Annotated in this window: 14 protein-coding genes and 1 riboswitch; of the genes, 8 read left to right on the plus strand and 6 right to left on the minus strand. The window is 67.3% G+C overall.

All coding sequences use genetic code 11. The features are described from left to right. Positions 1-168: 168 nt before the first annotated feature. Together G370_RS0107610 and G370_RS0107615 are read right to left on the minus strand one after the other, a co-directional pair. Positions 169-3,696: a hybrid sensor histidine kinase/response regulator gene (locus G370_RS0107610; protein ID WP_019660056.1), complete on the minus strand. Its 3,528-nt coding sequence runs from the start codon at positions 3,694-3,696 to the stop codon at positions 169-171. Positions 3,697-3,792: 96 nt separating this feature from the next. After that, positions 3,793-7,338, minus strand: coding sequence for a sensor histidine kinase (locus G370_RS0107615; protein ID WP_019660057.1), 3,546 nt, complete (start codon positions 7,336-7,338; stop codon positions 3,793-3,795). A 164-nt stretch (positions 7,339-7,502) separates the two neighbouring features. Here G370_RS0107615 and G370_RS0107620 point away from each other — a divergent pair, with 164 nt between their 5' ends. Genes G370_RS0107620 through G370_RS0107630 form a run of 3 tightly spaced genes read left to right on the plus strand, consistent with a single transcriptional unit; the run spans position 7,503 to position 9,294 of the window. Then, complete coding sequence (locus G370_RS0107620) at positions 7,503-8,135, plus strand: YceI family protein (RefSeq protein ID WP_019660058.1); 633 nt, start codon at positions 7,503-7,505, stop codon at positions 8,133-8,135. A gap of 10 nt (positions 8,136-8,145) precedes the next feature. Further along, positions 8,146-8,718 (plus strand): cytochrome b, encoded by a 573-nt coding sequence (locus tag G370_RS0107625; RefSeq protein WP_019660059.1) that lies wholly within the window; start codon positions 8,146-8,148, stop codon positions 8,716-8,718. A 3-nt stretch (positions 8,719-8,721) separates the two neighbouring features. After that, a complete protein-coding gene (locus G370_RS0107630; protein WP_019660060.1) occupies positions 8,722-9,294 on the plus strand; it encodes a YceI family protein in 573 nt (190 codons plus the stop codon). 71 nt (positions 9,295-9,365) lie between these two features. Here G370_RS0107630 and G370_RS0107635 read toward each other — a convergent pair whose 3' ends face one another. After that, on the minus strand, positions 9,366-9,596 hold the full coding sequence (locus G370_RS0107635) for a glutaredoxin family protein (RefSeq protein ID WP_026347031.1): 231 nt from the start codon (positions 9,594-9,596) through the stop codon (positions 9,366-9,368). A gap of 100 nt (positions 9,597-9,696) precedes the next feature. Here G370_RS0107635 and G370_RS0107640 point away from each other — a divergent pair, with 100 nt between their 5' ends. After that, positions 9,697-11,079, plus strand: coding sequence for an L-serine ammonia-lyase (locus G370_RS0107640; protein ID WP_019660061.1), 1,383 nt, complete (start codon positions 9,697-9,699; stop codon positions 11,077-11,079). Between the two features lie 203 nt (positions 11,080-11,282). Next, complete coding sequence (locus G370_RS0107645; protein WP_019660062.1) at positions 11,283-12,278, plus strand: alpha/beta fold hydrolase; 996 nt, start codon at positions 11,283-11,285, stop codon at positions 12,276-12,278. A 107-nt stretch (positions 12,279-12,385) separates the two neighbouring features. Here G370_RS0107645 and G370_RS0107650 read toward each other — a convergent pair whose 3' ends face one another. The 3 genes from G370_RS0107650 to metX are packed head-to-tail and all read right to left on the minus strand — an operon-like array spanning position 12,386 to position 15,713. After that, positions 12,386-13,453, minus strand: a complete 1,068-nt coding sequence (locus G370_RS0107650) for a homoserine dehydrogenase family protein (RefSeq protein ID WP_019660063.1) — start codon at positions 13,451-13,453, stop codon at positions 12,386-12,388. Beyond that, positions 13,450-14,685 (minus strand): O-succinylhomoserine (thiol)-lyase, encoded by a 1,236-nt coding sequence (locus G370_RS0107655; RefSeq protein WP_019660064.1) that lies wholly within the window; start codon positions 14,683-14,685, stop codon positions 13,450-13,452. The genes G370_RS0107650 and G370_RS0107655 overlap by 4 nt, the downstream gene beginning before the upstream one ends. Beyond that, positions 14,682-15,713, minus strand: a complete 1,032-nt coding sequence (metX, locus tag G370_RS0107660) for a homoserine O-succinyltransferase MetX (RefSeq protein WP_019660065.1) — start codon at positions 15,711-15,713, stop codon at positions 14,682-14,684. The genes G370_RS0107655 and metX overlap by 4 nt, the downstream gene beginning before the upstream one ends. A 77-nt stretch (positions 15,714-15,790) precedes the next feature. Continuing rightward, positions 15,791-15,909, minus strand: a riboswitch (SAM riboswitch). A 147-nt stretch (positions 15,910-16,056) separates the two neighbouring features. Between metX and G370_RS0107665 the strand changes: the two genes are divergently transcribed. The 3 genes from G370_RS0107665 (at position 16,057) to trhA (ending at position 19,460) form a co-directional block, all read left to right on the plus strand. Next, positions 16,057-16,941: a M23 family metallopeptidase gene (locus G370_RS0107665; RefSeq protein ID WP_019660066.1), complete on the plus strand. Its 885-nt coding sequence runs from the start codon at positions 16,057-16,059 to the stop codon at positions 16,939-16,941. Between the two features lie 66 nt (positions 16,942-17,007). Next, positions 17,008-18,612 carry a peptide chain release factor 3 gene (locus G370_RS0107670; RefSeq protein ID WP_019660067.1) on the plus strand — a complete coding sequence of 535 codons (1,605 nt, stop codon included), beginning with the start codon at positions 17,008-17,010 and terminating at the stop codon, positions 18,610-18,612. Positions 18,613-18,821: 209 nt separating this feature from the next. Beyond that, the gene (trhA, locus tag G370_RS0107675) at positions 18,822-19,460 is read left to right on the plus strand and encodes a PAQR family membrane homeostasis protein TrhA (protein WP_019660068.1); all 639 of its coding nucleotides are present in this window, start codon (positions 18,822-18,824) and stop codon (positions 19,458-19,460) included. The last annotated feature ends 22 nt before the right edge of the window (positions 19,461-19,482 follow it).

The raw sequence follows: 19,482 nt of genomic DNA on the forward strand, positions 1-19,482 counted from the left end.
AGGATTGCGCACACGAGCAAGCGGCGACCGAGCCTACATGGACGTACTTGCAGCGTCCCCCGTAACCGGACCCACCCCGCCATCCCACAGGAAGCCAGCTTTTGCTTCGGCTGTTGCTGTTGCTCCGGCTTGCAGCAGGTGCAGGGCCGCAGGCCCTGCCGCCGCACCCTACCGCCCCATGACCCTGGCGATCGCTTCCAGCAGCAGTTCACCGGTCACCGGCTTGCGCAGGAAACCGCCGATGCCGGCCGCTTCCACCTGCTGCTGCAGGTCCGGATCGGTCCGCGCGGTCACGGCAAGCAGCGGCAGCATGTAGCCCTGGTTGCGCAGGTGCTGGGCCAGTTCGAAACCGCTCAGGCCCGGCAGGTCCAGGTCCAGCAGGCCGACGTCGAAATCGCCGGCACTGATCTCGCGCAGCGCCGCCAGCGCATGGCCTGCATGCACCACCTCATGCCCACGCGCACTCAGCAGCCCGCGTATCACATCGGCCACGGTCGCGTCGTCTTCCACCAGCAGTACCCGCAATGGCGGCATGTTGGCCGCTTCCTGGCGGTGCGTATCACCCTCTGCCTCGGCATGGGCATCGACCACCATCGGCAACGGCAACGTCACGCCGAAGCAGGTGCCACGACCGAGCTGGCTCTCCACCTGGATCCGCCCTTGCATGGCATGCGCCAGTTCGCGGCAGATTGCCAGGCCCAGGCCACTGCCACCGTACTGTGCAGCGGTGCGTGCGCCATCGGCCTGCTCGAAGCGGCGGAAAAGGCGCTGCTGTTGTTCCTGGCTGATGCCCGGGCCGGTGTCGCGCACTTCGAAATGCAGCGATCGCAGTTCGGCGTCGCTGCGGGCGTGCAGGGTGATGGTGCCGCGGCTGGTGAACTTGACCGCATTCGAGAGCAGGTTCAACAGGATCTGCCGTACCCGCATTGCATCGCCGTTGGCCTGCAGGCCGGCGGGCAGCTGGTTGTCGAGCGTGAAACGCAGGCCCTTCTGCGCCGCCAACGGCCCCATCAGCGCGGCCAGGTCCTGCAGCAGGCTGCCCAGTGCGAACGGCTTGTGCTGCAGCTCCAGGCGGCCCGATTCAATCCGCGCCAGGTCCAGCGCATCGTTGACCAGATGCAGCAGGTGCTCGCCGGCATGGCGGATCGATTGTGTATAGCCACGCTGCTGCGGATCCAGCGGCGAGGCCAGCAGCAGCTCGCTCATACCCAGCACACCGGTCATCGGTGTACGTATCTCGTGGCCAAGATTGGCCAGGAAGCGGGTCTTGGCCGCCGACGCCTGTTCGGCCAGTTCCTGCTTGTGCAGCGCAAGCTGGTAGGCGTGGCGACGTTGCAGGCGCCGACGGTAAAGCCAGGCGAACCAGCTGGTCAGCAGCAGCGCGAACGAGGCAAGCATCAACAGGCCGGACAAGCTGCGCCACCACGGTGGCTGCACGCGGAATTCCAGGCTCTGCACACGTGACCAGACATGGTCAGCCGACCGCGCCTGCACTTCCAGCCGATAGCTGCCCGGTGCCAGCCGCGAGAACAAGCGCTCACCGGCCGGCCCCACTTCCACCCAGTCCGGGTCATAGCCGGCCAAGCGGTAACGATAGGTGTTGGACGCCGAATCGGCGAACGACAACAGGCGCGCGACGATGCGCAGATCGCGGTCGCCGTCGGCGATCTGCAACGGCGCGTCGTGGGTGAGGTCCAGCACCTGCTCGTTGCGGCGCACCTCCACCCGCTCGATCACCAGCGGCGCACGCCGCATCGACGGACGTACCTGCTTCGGGTCGAACACCACCACACCGGCCGGTGTACCTGCCACCAGATGACCGTCTGCCGACATCACCAGCGTGTGTTCGCGGAATTCCTGGCTCGGCAGGCCATCGTGCACGCCATACAGGCGCACACTCTGGCCGTCGGCCCCGATGCGCACCAGGCCACGCGCACTGGTTGCCCACGCAACCCCCTGCGCGTCGACCACCAGCCCCGAGGCGGAGATCGCCGGGTAGCCCTGCTCTGCACCGATCACGGCCTGCCGCTCCAGCCGGCCCTGGCTCCAGCGGTAGCGCGACAGACGGCCATCTTCGGACAGCCAGACCTGGCCATCGGTGCCCACGTGCAGTGCATGGATCGCGGTCGCCGGCGCACCCGGCACCGGCTGGAAACGCTCGCTTTCCGGCAGCCACTGCAGCAGGCCACGGCTGCTTGCCAGCCAGATATGGTCCTGCGGCCCGCATTCCACGTCCAGATTGAGCTGGCCCTGCTGCAATCCACGCTGGCCATTATCCAGTTGGCGCCGCAGGCGCCCATCCAGATCGCGTTGCTGAAGCCCCGACGGCAGCATCAGCCAGAGACTGTCACCATCACAGGTCATCATGGATTCGATGACTCCTTCCATGGTCGCGTCGGCGCCGGCATCCCGGCCCCAGCGGCGCAGATCACGCCGCTTCGGGTCATAGCGCAGCAGTGCGTCGTTGGAACCGATCCAGACCTGGCCGCGGCGATCCTCGCGCACCGAGGTCAGCCAGTGCATGCCGTTGACCCAGGTACGGTGCTGTTCGATGCTGCCGGTCTTCGGATCGAAGCGGTCCAGCGCGCCGTGGCTGCCGACCGTCCAGATGCCGCCATTGCTGGAGGGGCTGGTGCCCAGCACGAAGGCATTGCGCAGCGAGCGCGGGTCGTCCTCCAGCCGCGACAGCACCGAGAACTGCCACCAACGCGGCAGCAGGTGCCAGAGGCCGGCGTTGGTGCTGGCCAGCCAGATACCACCCTCGCGATCCTCGTAGGCGCCAGTCCAGTTCGGGCGCACCGGACCACGCGCCACGGCGCTGTACAGGGGCACGGCTTGGTACTGGCCATCGACCGCCCGGCCGAGGCCGGTGCGGGTGTCCAGCCAGTGCCCGCCCTGCTCGTCGCGCAGCATCATGCCCAGCACCTGCTCGCCTTCGGGCAGCTTCCAGGACGGTGCCTCGAAACGACCATCGGGACGGCGCACCATGGCACCGGCCATCGTGCTGATCCAAAGGCTGCCATCGGATTCGGCCGTCAAGCCATTGATCAGCAGGCTGGGAATGATGCCGGCCCCGACCCGCTCAAAGTCCGTGCCGGTCCAGCGCGCGACGCCATGCTTGGTGCCGATCCACAGGCTGCCGTCAGCCAGGGTGGCCAGGTACGGCACCGATGCCGCCGGCAGGCTGCGCGGGTTGTTCGCTTCAGGCAGGAAGCGCTGCAACCGGTCCTGGTTGTCCAGGCGGTACAGACCACCTTCGTGGGTGCCGAACCAGACCGAACCATCCGGCGTGGTGGCCAGGCTCCAGACCGTGTTGGTGCCCATCAACGGCTGGCTGCTGCGGTCGTAGAAGTGCAGCTGGCGGCGATCGGCCGACATCCGTACAAGGCCGGCGTTCTCGGTGCCGATCCAGAGCTGGTTGCGGGCATCGACCAGCACCGTCCAGATGCGGTTGTCGCGCAGGCCGTCTTCCGAGCGCCAGATCCGGTAGTTGCGCCCGTCGTAGCGGGCCAGGCCGTCGTTGGTCGCGATCCAGAGGTAACCGTAACGATCCTCGGCCATGCGGTTCACGGTGTTGGACGGCAAGCCGTCGAACACCGTCACCTGGCGCGGGTTCGGTGGCACCGGCTGCGCCGCAGCGGGTGACAGGCCGCACAGGAGGACCAGCAGCAGCATCGCCGCCCGCAGATACACCACCGATTGCCTCCTCACGCTGCTTCTGATGATTCCCGCACTACGGGCGTCGGCATGGTAAACCGAAAGTCGCGACGTTCACGCCCGGCGCTGGCGCATTCAAAGGGCGGTTTGTCGTTTTGCGCGCGCCTGGGCAATGGCAGTCACCAGCATGTCACCGGTCACCGGCTTGCGCAGGAAGCCATCGAACCCAGCCGCCAGGACCTGGGTCTCGGCGTAGGCGTCGGACCGTGCAGTGACCGCCACCAAGGGAAGTTCATAGCCCATGGTGCGCAGCTGCCGGGCGATGGCGGTGCCGTCCAGCGCCGGCAGATCCAGATCAAGCAGGCCTACGTCAAAGCCATCGGTGGCGATCTCCGATAGCGCGCCCAAACCATGCAGCACGTGCACCACGTCGTGGCCACGGCCACGCAGCAGGCCGGCAATGACCTCGGCCACGGTCGCGTCATCCTCCACCAGCAGGATGCGTAGTGGCGGCAGCATCGGCAGTACCGGCAATTCGCCCGGCGCATTGGCGGCCTGCCGGTTCCAGGGCAGCGGCAGCCATACCCGGAAGCGGGCGCCCTTGCCCGGCTGGCTGTCCACTTCAATGCGCCCGTTCATGGCCACGGCCAGCTCCTGGCAGATCGCCAGGCCCAGCCCGCTGCCTCCATAGCGCGACGCGGTGCGCGGGCCATCGGCCTGTTCGAAGCGATGGAACAGGCGGTCCTGCTGCTCGGCGTTGATGCCCGGGCCGGTGTCATGCACTTCGAAGCAGAGTCCACCACCGTTGTCTTCCAGCCGCACGGCCAGGCCGACGTGCCCGCGCTCGGTGAACTTGATTGCATTGCCCAGCAGATTGAGCAGGATCTGCCGCACGCGCATCTCGTCGCCACTGACGCTGATCGGCCCAGGTGGAACGTCCCCACGGCGGAACTCCAGATTGCGCTGCGTTGCCATCGGCTGCATCAACGCCTGCACCTGGTCGAGCAGGCTGGCCAGATCGAACGGGCGCAGGTCCAGCTCCAGCCGGCCGGCCTCGATGCGGGCCAGATCCAGCGCGTCATTGACCAGCCGCAGCAGGTGGCTGCCCGCCTGCTGGATCGAGCCTGCATAGCTGCGCTGCACTGGATCCAGCGGGGTGGCCAGCAGCAGTTCGCTCATGCCGAGCACGCCGGTCATCGGCGTGCGCACCTCATGGCCCAGCGTGGCCAGGAACCGGCTCTTGGCCTGTGATGCCTGCTCCGCCAGCTGCTGCTTGTGCACGGTCAACTGCCATTGCTGGCGGCGGCGCAGCCGCGCACGGATCGACCACACCACGATGAGCAGCAGCAACGAGCCGATCAGCAGGTAGCCGAAGATCGCCATGCCGCTGCGCCACCAGGGTGGCAAAACCTTTACCTGCAGCCGCTGCGAAGGTGTCCAGGCGCCACTGGCCGTCGCCGCCTGGACTTCAATGACGTAGCTGCCGGTCGGCAGCCGCGACAGCGTGCGTTGGCCGTCACCGCCCTGCTCCACCCAGTTCTGGTCGTAGCCCTGAACCCGGAAGCGGTAGCGGTTGCCCTGCGGGTTGGCATAGGAAAGCAGCCGCGCATCAATCTGCAGGTCACGGTCATCCGGCCCCAGCAATAACGTGCCGCTGGTCGGCAGCGGTTGCCAGCCACGGGCATCATCGCGCCGCACGCGGACCTCGGCGATCACCAGTGACGAAGGCGGCAGCGTGGTCTCGGCGGCATTCACATCGAACTCGACCAGGCCGGTCTGGGCCACCGCCAGCACGCGACCGTCGGCATTCACCGCCGGCGGCCGGCTGGTGAACTCGGCGTCGGGCAGGCCATCGCGTTCGTTGAACTGCTGCAGGCGGCGCGCTTTCGGATCCCATCGCAGCAGGCCACGTGGCGTGGTCGCCCACAGGCGGCCGTCTTCGGCCAACGCCAGCCCCCCCATGCTCACCGGCGGCACGCCCGCACTGCCATCAATGCGCTGGATCAGGCGCAGGCTCATGCCATCCCACTGATAGCGCTCGAGCGCACCTTGCCGGGCCAGCCACAGCTGCTGCGGATCGACCCACACCAGGTCATAGATCAGCCCGCGCGAAACGCCCGGCACCGCTTCGAAGCGCCCGGCCTGTTCACGCCAGATCCCCATGTCGCCCATCACCCAGGCCTTGCCCTGGGCATCGAAGCGGATCTGCTCAATCGGTGAATCGGCCGTCTTGCGGAAATCCTCCAGCGGGTAGCTGCGCAGTATGCGGCCGTCGGCACTGCGTTGCTGCAGGCCGAGGTTCATCACCGACAGCCAGACCGTGCCATCGGGGGCCTGCCGCATCAGATCGACGCGCTGGCGCAGGTCCGCGCCCCCGTCGATACGCCAATCGTGCAACGCGCCGGTGGCCGGGTCGTACACGCTGATGCGGCCGGCACGCCCCAGCCACAGGCGCCCGTCCGGCCGCGGCAGCACCGACCACACCGCCCCGCTGCCAATCTCGCGATCGCTGGCCAGCAACCGCAGGGTTCCCTGCGCATCCAGCTGGTACACGCCATGTGCCGAGCCAACGTAGTAGTTCTGGCCATCGCTGGCTGCACTCAACAGGTACTGGCTGTCCAGCGGCTTGCCGTCAAGCTGGTTCCAGATCGAAAACCGGCGCCAGTCCGGGGGCAGGTAGGCCAGGCCCTGGGTCAGCAGCGCCACCCACAATCCGCCCTCGTGGTCCTGCAGCAGATCGAGCACACCACTCTGGGCAGTGAGGAAACCACTGCCGCGGTCGCCATCGAGCCGCCACAGCATGCTGGCATCTCCGCGCAACAGGCCATCGGAGGTGCCTGCCCAGTAACCGCCCTGGCGATCAGCCAGCACGAGCGCCGAACGCAGGCGCGCACTGTCGGCCCAGCGTGGACGGCTGACCCGGTCCTGCGGGTCGATACGGTAGAGGCCGTCATTCTGGCTGCCGGCCCAGATCGAGCCGTCGGGGTCGCGGCTCAGGCGCAACACGCTCAGCGCCCCCAGTTCGCGCGGTGCGACAGCCTCGAACCCAGTCCCGTTCCAGCGCGCAATGCCCGCCTCGGTGCCGATCCAAAGGCGTCCCTGCGCATCGACCAGGCTGCTGTAGATGGTATTGCTGGGCAATCCCTCGGGACGGGCCGGATCATGCTCGAAGAAGCGCAGGCTGCCATCTTCACCGAAACGGCAGACGCCATGGCCGCTGGTGCCGATCCACAGTGCATCCTCGGCGTAGGCCAGCGTCCAGAACTGGCTCATGCAGGGGCCGTTGACGGTATCAAAGGTCTTGAAGCGTTCGCGGTCGGCATCCAGCCGGGCCACGCCCTTGCCATTGATGCCGACCCAGACGCGGTCCAGGGGATCGACCAGCAGGGTCTCGATTTCGTTGCCGGGCAGCGAGCCCGGCTGCTCCGGATCATGTTCCCACACCCGCAGGTTGCCACCGTCATAGCGCACCAGGCCACCATCGGTGGCGGCCCAGACATGGCCCTGGCGATCCTCGGCCAGCGCCAGCACCATGCGCGAGGGCATGCCTTCGGCGGCACCGAAACGGCGCAGCCGCGGTGTCTCGGCCATGTCCGGGGCCGCAGCCGCCGCGGCAAATGCCATCAGCAGCAGCCCCATTCCCGCGATGCCCCGGCGCCACAGGCGCCAACCGCTCGTCATCCTGAACCCCCTGTCCTGCCCCGATTGTCACACAGCGCCGGGTTCATGGCTGCAACAGGCTGTTTCCACCGGTGGACCCACCACGAACTGTTGCAGCCATGCACGCAACGTTGGCGGGGGGCTGTGCGTATGATCGCAACGTCCCCTTCCGGAGCCCGCCATCGATGCGTCCCTGCCTGGCCCTGCTGCCGATGCTGCTCGCCACCGCTCCCGCCTGGGCCGATGCGGATACCTATCGCCTCGATCCGGTGCATACCCGTGTGCTGTTCACCATCGACCACGCCGGTTACTCGCAGGCGATGGGCACGGTCTCCGGCAGTGAAGGACGCCTGCAGTTCGATCCCGACAACTGGCGCGAAGCCACACTGGACGTCGAGGTTCCCGTGTCGCGATTGGACCTTGGTGATGCCAAATGGAACCAGGCCACGCTGGCGCGCAGCCTGCTGGATGGTGAGCGCTTCCCGAAGGCACACTTTGTCTCCAGTCGGGTCGAACCGATCGATGCAAGGCGCGCCCACGTGATCGGCACCCTGACCCTGCGCGGGGTCAGCCAGGAAATCACGCTGGACGTGACCCTCAACGCCATCAAGCGCTACCCCCTGCCCCCATTCCGACGCACCGCCGGTTTCTCGGCCAGCACCACGCTGAGCCGGCGCGCGTTCGGCATCACCGCCTGGCCGGGCGTCATCGGTGATGCAGTGCAGTTGAGGATCGAGGCTGAAGCCACCCTCGACCGCAGCGACGCCCTGGGAACTCCCGCTCCCGTTCCGCACTCCGACCCCAAGATGGCCCGCTAGAGGACCTTTCATGACCGCCAAGAACACCCCCGCCGCCTGGGGGAGTGTCAGCCAGATCCTGCATTGGTTGATCGCACTGCTGATCCTCGCCCTGGGCGTGGTCGGCCTGACCATGGGCGAGCTGCCCAAGACCCCCAAGTATTTCTGGGTCTATACCGCGCACAAGTCGATCGGCATCACGGTGCTGGCGCTGGTGCTGTTGCGCCTGGGCTGGCGCCTGTATGCCGGTGCGCCGAAGCCGGTGCCGGGCGTGCCCAGCTGGCAGGAACGCATCGCCAGCGCCACCCACGTGCTGCTGTACGTGCTGATGTTCGCCATCCCCCTGTCGGGCTGGCTGTACGACTCGGCCAGCGGCCTGCGCCCGTTCCGCTGGTTCGGCCTGGTGGATGTGCCCAAGCTGAGCGGACCCGACCCGCAGGTTGTCGCGGTGTCACATGCCATCCACGAATACGGGTTCTGGCTCTTGATCGCGGTGGTACTGGCCCATGCCGGTGCCGCCTTCTACCACCACCTGTTCCAGCGCGATGCGACCCTGTCCCGCATGTTGCCGCGCGGCTGGCTTGCCTCCCCTCAGAAGGACTGACCGATGAACCTGAAACTGACCACTCCGGCCGCCGTGGCCGCCGCCCTGGCCGGCATGCTGGCTACCGCCCCGGCGCTCGCTGCCGACTATGCGCAGGCCCCCGGCGCCGGCTCGATCCTGGTGTTCGCGAGCAAGTACGACGGCGAGGTGTTCACCGGCAGCTTCCCGGGCTTCGCCACCAAGCTCAGCTTCGACCCGGCCAATCCGGCCGCCGGCTCGCTGGACGTGGTGATCCCGCTGGCCGGTGCCAAGAGTGGCAACAGCGACCGCGACTCGACCCTGCAGGGTGCCGACTTCTTCAACGTCGGCAAGTTCGCCACTGCGCGCTACACCGCCAAAGGCTTCCGCGCGGTCGGCAACGACCAGTTCGCCGCCGATGGCACCCTCGAGCTGCGTGGCGTCAGCAAGCCGGTCACCCTCACCTTCACCTGGAAGCCGGGCGCCCAGCCGGTGCTGACCGGCAAGGCCACGGTCAAGCGCCTGGACTTCGGCGTCGGCGGTGGTGACTGGGCCGATACCAAGACCATCCCGGATGAGACCGCGATCAGCACGATCGTGAAGTTCGACGCGAAATAACACGCCTCCGGTAGTGCCGGCCGCTGGCCGGCATCACCGGGAACAGAGGGGTTGCCGGCCAGCGGCCGGCACTACCGATCGACGGCCAGCCAGGCCTGCACCGTGGCCGCGTCGAACGGCCAGTCCAGCTCGCGGTCATCGCGCTCGTCGCGGAGCACCGGCACCCGCGAGCCGTAGCGCGATTCCAGCGCCGGCTGGTCATCCAGGAACACCGATTCGAACTCCGGCGCCCGCGCCTTGGCCAGTTCGGCCAGGGCCATGTCGCACAGGTGGCAATCGTCACGCTGGAACAGAGTCAACACCGGTTTTGCTCCCTCTGCCGAAATGCTGCGCCGCAGCCATGGAAGTGCGGCGTGAGCCGCTAGAATAGCGGTCTCTTCCGGTACCCGCAGTACGGCATCCATGGCTGTCAGCACGTTCGACGTTTTCAAGATCGGCATTGGCCCGAGTTCCTCGCACACCGTCGGGCCGATGAAGGCCGCCGAGCGATTCATCCATCGCTGGCTGCTCGATCCGGGCCGCCTGCCCGAGGTCGCGCGCATCCGCGCCGATGTCTATGGCTCGCTGGCGCTGACCGGCCGCGGCCACGGCACCGACAAGGCGATCCTGCTCGGCCTGGAAGGCCAGCGCCCGAACCTGATCGACCCGGACATCATTCCGGCTACGCTCGAGCGCATCCGCAGCAGCAAGCGCATCCAGCTGATGGGCCAGCACGAGATCGCTTTCGACGAGAAGCGCGACCTGGGCATGAACAAGCGCCAGAAGCTGCCGTACCACACCAACGGCATGCGCTTCACCGCCTACAACGCCGAGGACGAAGTAATCGCTACCCGCGATTACTACTCCGTCGGCGGCGGCTTCGTGGTCAACCAGGACGACGCGGCCGACGACCGGATCGTGCCCGATGAGACCCCGTTGCCCTACCCGTTCAAGAGCGGCGACGAGCTGCTGGCGCAGACCGCACGCAGCGGCCTGAGCATTGCCCAGCTGATGTTCGAGAACGAGAAGTGCTGGCGCAGCGAAGACGAGATTCGTGCCCAGCTGAGCGAGATCTGGAGCGCAATGCAGTCTTGCGTGGCGCGCGGTATCCGCGAGGAAGGCGTGCTGCCGGGTGGCCTGAAGGTGGGCCGTCGTGCGCCGGCGCTGTACCGCGAGCTGTCGTCGAAGCCGGAAGCGGCAATGCGCGATCCGCTGACCACGCTGGACTGGGTCAATCTGTACGCACTGGCGGTGAACGAAGAAAATGCCGCCGGTGGCCGTGTGGTAACCGCGCCGACCAACGGTGCCGCCGGCGTGCTGCCGGCGGTGCTGCATTACTTCGACCGTTTCTGCCCCGGCGCCAATGAGCAGCGCGTTTTCGACTTCCTGCTGACCTCGGCAGCGATCGGCATCCTGTACAAGGAAAACGCCTCGATCTCGGGCGCCGAAGTGGGTTGCCAGGGCGAAGTGGGCGTGGCCTGCTCGATGGCCGCCGGTGGCCTGGTCGCGGCACTGGGTGGCAATCCCAGCCAGATCGAGAATGCCGCGGAAATCGGCATGGAGCACAACCTCGGCCTGACCTGCGACCCGATTGGCGGCCTGGTGCAGATCCCCTGCATCGAACGCAACGCGATGGGTGCGGTGAAGGCGATCAATGCCTCGCGTATGGCGATGCGCGGCGACGGCAAGCACAAGGTGTCGCTGGACAAGGTGATCAAGACCATGCGCGATACCGGCCGCGACATGCAGGACAAGTACAAGGAAACCAGCCGCGGTGGCCTGGCGGTGAACGTCATCGAGTGTTGAGGTCGACCGGCCCCGGCGCGATGGCGCCGGGCCGCAGGTAGAGCCGACTGTCAGTCGACTATCGCGCGCAGCGCGGGATGTTCGCGGTCTGATCGAAGAGCAGTCGACTGACAGTCGACTCTACCCCGTTGTCCCTGGCCGGTCGGACGACACCATCACTGCGTTGCGGTTAGGCTCGGGGCTCCCCTGCCCAGGACTGCCCCATGCGCGTGATCGCTACCGCCCTGCTTGCCTGCCTTCCGCTGTCCGCCCTCGCCGCGCCCAGCTATGGGCCGCGCCTGGAGGGCTTCGACTACGGCTATCCAGTGAAGACCTTCGCGCTGGAATCGCAGCGGCAGCCGCTGGAGATGGCCTACCTGGACATCGCGCCGAAGAAGGCGCCCATCGGCGTGGTGGTGCTGCTGCATGGCAAGAATTTCTGCGCGGCCACCTGGAAGGAATCGATCAAGCCCCTGGTTGCCGCCGGCTACCGGGTGATCGCCCCGGACCAAGTGGGTTTCTGCAAATCCAGCAAGCCCGAGCGCTACCAGTACAGCTTCGCGCAGCTGGCCGCCAACACCCATGCGTTGCTGCAGCAACTGCAGCTGGGTGATGTGCCGGTGCACCTGGTCGGTCATTCGATGGGTGGCATGCTGGCAGTGCGCTACGCGCTGATGTTCCCACAGGACCTGCGCAGCCTGGCACTGGTCAACCCGATCGGGCTGGAGGACTGGAAGGCGCTGGGCGTGCCGTGGCGCAGCGTGGACGCGTGGTACGCCGGCGAAATGAACATCAGCTATGACAGCATCCGCCGCTACCAGCTGGACGTGTACTACGACGGCAAATGGAAGCCGGCCTACGAGCCGTGGGCGCGGATGCAGTCAGGCATGTATGAAGGGCCGGGCAAGCAGGCCGTTGCATGGAGCCAGGCCCTGGCCTCGGACATGGTGTTCAACCAGCCGGTGGTGTACGAGCTGAAGAACCTGCAGGTACCCACCACGTTGTTCATCGGCCAGAAGGACCGTACCGCGATCGGCCGTGACCTGGCGCCGCCGACGGTGAAGGCGACGCTGGGCAACTATCCGGCACTCGGCAGAGCGGCAGCCGCGGCGATTCCGGGCGCGACGCTGATCGAGTTCGCCGAACTGGGCCATTCGCCACAGGTGCAGGACCCGAAGCAGTTCAACAGCGCGCTGTTGAAGGCGTTGAAGTCGCGCTGACCGGCAAGCGTGCCCCTGTAGAGCCGAGCCCACGCTCGGCTCATGCGGCAAGATGGGGATTCTGCCAGGAGCGGTGGGGCGTGGGCTCGGCTACAGGAGCGGTGCGATCAGCCGACGATCCGCAACACATCATCCAGCAGCGCGGCCGCAGTCACTTCCGCACCCGCGCCCGGCCCCTGGATCAACAGCGGCTGCAGGCGATAGCGATCACTATGGATGGCGACGCGGTTGTCGGTGCCCGCGCCCTGTGCCAAGGGATGGTCGGCCGGAAGCTCACGCAGGCCCACCTGTGCACCCTCGGCATCAACGCGGCCAACGAAACGCAGCACACGACCATTGTCGCGCGCCTGCTGCCAGCGCGCCTGCAACGGCGCATCCAGCTGATCGAGCGCCGCCACCGCATCCTCCAGCGGCAGCGCTGCCAGCGCTTCAGGCACCAGTGAATCCACCTCTACCTGCGACGCATCCAGCGCCAGCCCGCTGCTGCGGGCCAGGATCAGCAGCTTGCGCCGCACGTCCTCGCCGGACAGGTCAAGTCGCGGATCCGGCTCGGTGTAGCCGGCCGCCAGCGCCTCGCGCACCGCCGCCGAGAACGGCGACTTGCCGTCATAGCGATGGAACAGCCACGCCAGCGAACCGGACAGCACGCCCTCGATGGCATGGATGTGATCACCACCGGCCAGCAGCGCACGCAGGCTGCTCAACAGCGGCAGGCCGGCGCCGACGGTAGCGCTGTCGCCGTAGCGCGCACCCGTGTCTGCGCAACGCTCGGCAATGGCCTGCGCGCGTGCCAGCTGCGCACCACGCCCCAGCTTGTTGGCGGTGACCACGTGCACGCCGCGCGCCAGCCACTGTACGTGGCGCGCGGCTACGTCTTCGCTGGCGGTGGCGTCGACCACCACGTCGCCACGCTCCAGTCCTTCGGCACTCGCCCACGGTGGCGAACTCTGGCCATCGCGCGGTGCACGCCGTGCCAGTTCCAGCGGCACCGCCAGGTCACGATCGATCTCCAACGCAGTGCGTGAATTGGCCAGCCACTGCACGCTGGGCAGTTCCAGCCCACGTGCCTGCAACGCCTGGTAGCGCTGTACGAAGGCCGAGCCGACCGTGCCGGTGCCAAGCAGCGCCAGTCGTCCCACGCCCAGAGCAGGAATCTCTGCGGCGAGCGCGCTCATGCATCCACCGCCTGTTTGCGGCGCGCAGCCGCATCAATCACCGCTTCGGCACGCTGCAGAGCGGCGCCGAGATCGGCCAACAGGTCACGCTCGGCCTCGATGCCGACCGACAGGCGCAGCAGGCCTTCGCTGATGCCGGCAGCGGCTCGCGCTTCGGCGCTCATCGCGGCGTGGGTCATGGTGGCCGGATGCGCGATCAGGCTTTCGACGCCGCCCAGTGATTCGGCCAGCGTGAAACAGCGCAGGCCATCGACGAATGCACGCACTGCGGCATGCGGATCGTCGCCTTCGCAGTCGGCCAGTTCGAACGAGAGCATCGCACCGAAACCACTCTGCTGGCGCGTGGCGATGCTGTGGCCTGGGTGATCGGCCAGCCCCGGGTAATAGACGCGGCCGACCGCCGGATGCTGGTCCAGCAGGGCAACGATCGACGCGGTGTTTTCCTGGTGCACGCGCAGGCGCGCATCCAGCGTGCGCAGGCCGCGCAGGGTCAGGAAGGCATCGAACGGTGAACCCGTCAGGCCCAGCGCGTTGCCCCACCACACCAGCTGCTCGTGCAGTGCCGGATCACGCGCGACCACTGCCCCGCCCACCACATCGCTGTGGCCGTTGATGTACTTGGTGGTGGAGTGCAGCACCAGGTCCGCACCGAACGACAGCGGTTGCTGCAGCGCTGGCGACAGGAACGTGTTGTCGACCACCACGAGTGCGCCGGCCTTGTGCGCGGCATCGATGACGAAGCGCAGGTCGGTGATGCGCAGCAGCGGGTTGGACGGCGTTTCGACCAGCACCAGCTTCGGCTGGGTGGCCAACGCCTGCGCCAGTGCACGCGGATCGGTCAGGTCGGCGGTGACCAGTTCAAAGAGGCCCTTCCTGGCCAGCGCATTGAACAGGCGCCAGCTGCCGCCGTACGCATCGTGCGGCACCACCAGGGTATCGCCCGGCTGCAGCAGTGCGTTCAGCACCAGGTTGATCGCGCCCATGCCGGTCGCCGTGATGACGCCACCGGCGCCGCCCTCCAGTTCCGCCAGCGCCTCGCCCAACAGGTCGCGGGTCGGGTTGCCACTGCGCGTGTAGTCGTACTGGCGCTTGTTGCCGAAACCTTCAAAGCTGAAGTTCGACGACAGCACGATCGGCGGCGTGACCGCGCCATGCGCAGTGTCCCGATCGATGCCGGCACGGACAGCGGCAGTGGTGCGGCTACAGGACGGCTCGTTGGCGTGCAGGCTCATGCGGACTCTCCAGAAGTACGGAAGGCGGTGGCGAGGATCGCGTCAATGCGATCGGTTTCTTTGAGGAAGGCGTCGTGGCCATAGGGCGAGCGCAGAACGCGCAGGCTGCCGCGCGGGCCCAGCCCTTCGACCAGGCCGACCAGGTCGGCCAGCGGCACCAGGCGGTCGCCCTCCACGGCCACCACCACGGTCGGCGGCAGGATCGCGGCCGGGTCGACGCGGTGCAGATCGATCGATTCGGACAGGCGCAGGTAAGCGGTCACCGGCGTGCGCGCGACGTACTGCGCGCCGGCCGCGTCGAGATAGTCTTCGGCAGCCACGCGCACGCGGCCATTGATCACTTCCGGTGCGGCATCGAAGCGCTCGCCGAATTCTTCCGGGGTACGGTAGCTGAGCATGGCAAACTGCCGCGCCAGGGCCAGGCCGTGGTCTTCGCCGCACTGCAGCTGGCCCAGCGCGACCGCGCGACGCTGCAATGCGCGCCAGGCGGCGGCATAAGGGTGCGGACGATGCGCACCGCTGGCCAGCACCAACTGGCGCACGCGGGCACGATGCCGGATCGCGAACTGCTGGCCGACCAGCGCGCCATACGAATAGCCGACGAAGGCTTTCAGCGCGCGAATGCCGAGATGATCCAGCACCAGCGCCAATGCGTCGGCCTGATCGGCGGTATCGATCGGCACGTCCAGCGCACCGTCGGCACCGACGAAATCGACGGCCAGCACGCGCAGCAGCTGCGGATCCAGCGCGCGCCCGCTGCCGACCAGGCCTTCGGCCCAGCCCTTCTCGCTGAACTGTGCATTGGACGCCACGTGGCGATGGGCGGAAATGCCACCGGCCAGTACCACCACCGGCGCATTGGCCGGGCCGACCCATTCATAGCGCAGGCGCACCGGACTGGGACCTGCGTGACGCATCGACAACACTGCGGCGAACTCGCCGCGCTCGGCATGCACGCGGTCTGCGACCGGCACGCTGACGGGGACAAAGGGTTCGGGGCGAATGGCGGTGCTGGCGGCGAAGCTCATGGCGGGATCCGGTTGGGGAATCGGCCATCGAGCCTTCGCGGGGCCCGCGTTCGAGATGCACGTGCGGTGCATGGTTCGAACCATCTTTCGGTGGACGCCACGGTCCCCGCAGGATTTGGCACCTACGCAGACGCTTGCGCGCCTGCGGGCTGCCCCGGCTTCAAAGGGCCTGTCCCTCTGCCGGTCTCGATGGTGGAGTCACGATGCCAGCCCTTTCCGGCACTGTCAATCCCTTCATGCGGATAAAGCGATAGATATTTCCAGGGTCACTCTGCGAGAGCCGTCCCGGTCGCCTCGTTCAGGATCGGGTACAGTCCCGGCGGTCCTCTCGCTGGAAACCCCGATGCCGCGCCTGCCCCTGTCCTGCCTGCTGTTGCCTCTGCTGGCGAGCGCGACCGTACACGCCGGCGACTGGCGCCAGGGCTGGGGACTGGCTCCCCCTTCCGCCCGTACCACCCGCGCAGGCAGTGCCGAGGGCGCCGCCCCCATGGCCCAGTTGCGCCTGCAGCCGGTCGGTACGCAATGGCAGGCGCGGATCGACAACGGGCTGGCAGGGCCGCTGCAGATCCAGCTGCGCGCCGCCCCCGGACACCCGGTCGAAGGCCTCCCGCTCGAGTCGCTCATCCAGGGCGACAGCAGCCTGGTGGTCGGCCATCTGCCCGCCCCGATCGATGGCCGCATGCTGGATCTGCGACTGCAGTCGGTGCCGGGCAACCCGGCCGCACAGGCCGAAGATGTCGCCTATCGCCTGCCGTTCGATGCGGCCCGCCTGCGTGTGGACCAAGCGCCGCAGGGGCGATTCAGCCATGACGACGAGGAGAACCGCGACGCGGTCGACTTCGCACTGCCGGAGGGCACCCTGGTGCTGGCCGCGCGCGAGGGCACGGTGATGCAGATCCAGGATGGCTTCCGTGGCAATGGCCAGGACCGCGAGCGCGATGGTGCCCGTGCCAATTTCATCCGCGTGCTGCACAGCGACGGCAGCATGGCCCTGTACGGCCACCTCCAGGACGGCGGCATGCGCGTGCGCCGCGGCCAGGCGGTGGGAGCCGGGCAACCGATCGGCCTGTCCGGCAACAGCGGCTACAGCACTGCGCCGCACCTGCACTTCGTGGTGCAGGTCAACCGCGGCATGGGCCTGCGCTCGGTGCCGGTGCGCATCTTCGCCGGGCAGGGACAGCTGCAGTTCGCCCGCCAGGGCGAAGCAGACGGCGGTACCGGGCGCTGACCGGCCCCGGCCGGTATAATCGGGCGCTTATCTCTTTGAAAAGCGCCCCGGGCGGGCGCCACTGCCATGTCCGAAGTCGCCAACGAAGCGTCGCGTCGCCGCACCTTCGCCATCATTTCCCACCCTGACGCCGGCAAGACCACGCTGACCGAAAAGCTGCTGCTGTTCGGAGGCGCGATCCAGATGGCCGGTTCGGTCAAGGGCCGCAAGGCCGCCCGCCACGCCACCTCCGACTGGATGGCACTGGAAAAGGAGCGCGGCATCTCGGTCACCTCCTCGGTGATGCAGTTCCCGTACGAAGGCAAGATCGTCAACCTGCTCGACACCCCCGGCCACGCCGACTTCGGCGAGGACACCTACCGCGTGTTGACTGCGGTGGACTCGGCGCTGATGGTGATCGACGTGGCCAAGGGCGTGGAAGAGCGCACCATCAAGCTGATGGAAGTCTGCCGACTGCGCGACACCCCGATCATGACCTTCATCAACAAGCTCGACCGCGAGGGCAAGGACCCGATCGAGCTGCTGGATGAAGTGGAAACCGTGCTGGGCATCCAGTGCGCCCCGGTCACCTGGCCCATCGGCATGGGCCAGCGCCTGAAGGGCGTGGTGCACCTGCTGACCGGCGAAGTGCACCTGTATGAGCCGGGCCGCAACTTCACCCGCCAGGATTCCACCATCTTCCCGTCCATCGATGCCCCCGGCCTGGCCGAGAAGATCGGTGCACAGATGCTGGCCGACCTGCGCGACGAGCTGGAACTGGTGCAGGGCGCCAGCCACCCGTTCGACCTGGACGCCTACCGCGCCGGCAAGCAGACCCCGGTGTTCTTCGGCTCGGGCGTGAACAACTTCGGCGTGCAGCCACTGCTGGACTTCTTCGTCGAGCACGCGCCATCGCCGCAGGCGCGCTCCACCACCGGCCGCCAGATCGCACCGGAAGAGAACAAGCTGACCGGCTTTGTGTTCAAGATCCAGGCCAACATGGACCCGCAGCACCGTGACCGCGTGGCCTTCATGCGGGTCTGCTCGGGCCGTTTCAGCGCCGGCATGAAGACCTTCCACGTGCGCACCGGCAAGGAAATGAAGCTGGCCAACGCGTTGACCTTCATGGCCAGCGATCGCGAGATCGCGGCCGAGGCGTGGCCGGGCGATGTGATCGGCATCCACAACCACGGCACCATCTCCATCGGCGATACCTTCACCGAAGGCGAAGCGGTCACCTTCACCGGCATTCCCAACTTCGCCCCGGAACTGTTCCGTCGCGCACGCCTGCGCGATCCGCTCAAGCTCAAGCAGCTGCAGAAGGGCCTGGCCCAGCTGTCCGAGGAAGGCGCAACCCAGTTCTTCCGCCCCCTCACCAGCAACGACCTGATCCTGGGTGCGGTGGGTGTGCTGCAGTTCGACGTGGCCGCCTACCGCCTGAAGGACGAGTACGGCGTGGAAGCCACCTTCGAGCCGGTCAGTGTGACCACCGCGCGCTGGGTCCACTGCAGCAACGAGAAGAAGCTGGAAGAATTCCGCGAGAAGAACGCGCTGAACCTGGCCCTGGATGCGGCCGGGCACCTGGTCTACCTGGCGCCGACCCGGGTCAACCTGCAGCTGGCGCAGGAACGCTCGCCGGACGTGCGCTTCTCGGCCACCCGCGAAGCGGCGCATACCGTTTCGGTGGGCTGATGCCAGCGGGTTGGATCCCTTTCCGAAAGGAAAGGGCTCCAACCCAGCCATCGCGGGCGGTTCACGCGTGGTGTGGATCTACCGATCATGGGTTCGTCGGCGCGACGCTGGGATTCACCCGCCATACGGTGATGGGCGTGCACACGGCGGCCATCGCGGCGATGATAGGGGGACGCGGGTCCCCCTCCCCGCGAACAACGCCCATGCCCATGTCCACGACGTCCATTGCTTCGATCCGTGAAGAAATCGCCAGCGCCCTGACCCATGGCCTGGGCGCGGTATTCGCCCTGGCCGCCAGTGCGGTGTTGATCACCCTGGCTGCGATCTACGGCGACGGCTGGCAGCTGGCCAGCGCGATCGTATTCGGTATCGCGCTGCTGCTTCTGTACACCGCCTCCACCCTGTATCACGCCATCCAGCATCCGGTCGCCAAGGGTCGGCTGAAGGTGTTCGACCACTGCGCGATCTACGTGCTGATCGCGGGCACCTATACCCCGTTCACCCTGATCGGCCTGCGCGGTCCGTGGGGCTGGGGCCTGTTCACTGCGATCTGGGCGCTGGCGCTGGCGGGTGTGGTGTTCAAGCTGTTCTACACCGGCCGCTTCAAGGTGCTCTCCACGGTGATCTACATCGCCATGGGCTGGCTGGTGATCGTGGCGATCAAGCCGATGTGGGCCTCGATCGACGGTGGCACCCTCGCCTGGCTGTTTGCCGGCGGCCTGTCGTACACGCTGGGCACCTATTTCTACCACCGTGAATCGATCCCGTACTCGCATGCGATCTGGCACCTGTTCGTGATCGGCGGCAGTGTCTGCCACTTTGTCGCGGTCACCATGCAGGTGTTGTAAACGACCGCTCGAACGCAGCGCG

Origin of the sequence: Stenotrophomonas hibiscicola ATCC 19867 (genome assembly GCF_000382065.1) — a bacterium.
GTDB classification, from domain to species: Bacteria; Pseudomonadota; Gammaproteobacteria; order Xanthomonadales; family Xanthomonadaceae; genus Stenotrophomonas; species Stenotrophomonas hibiscicola.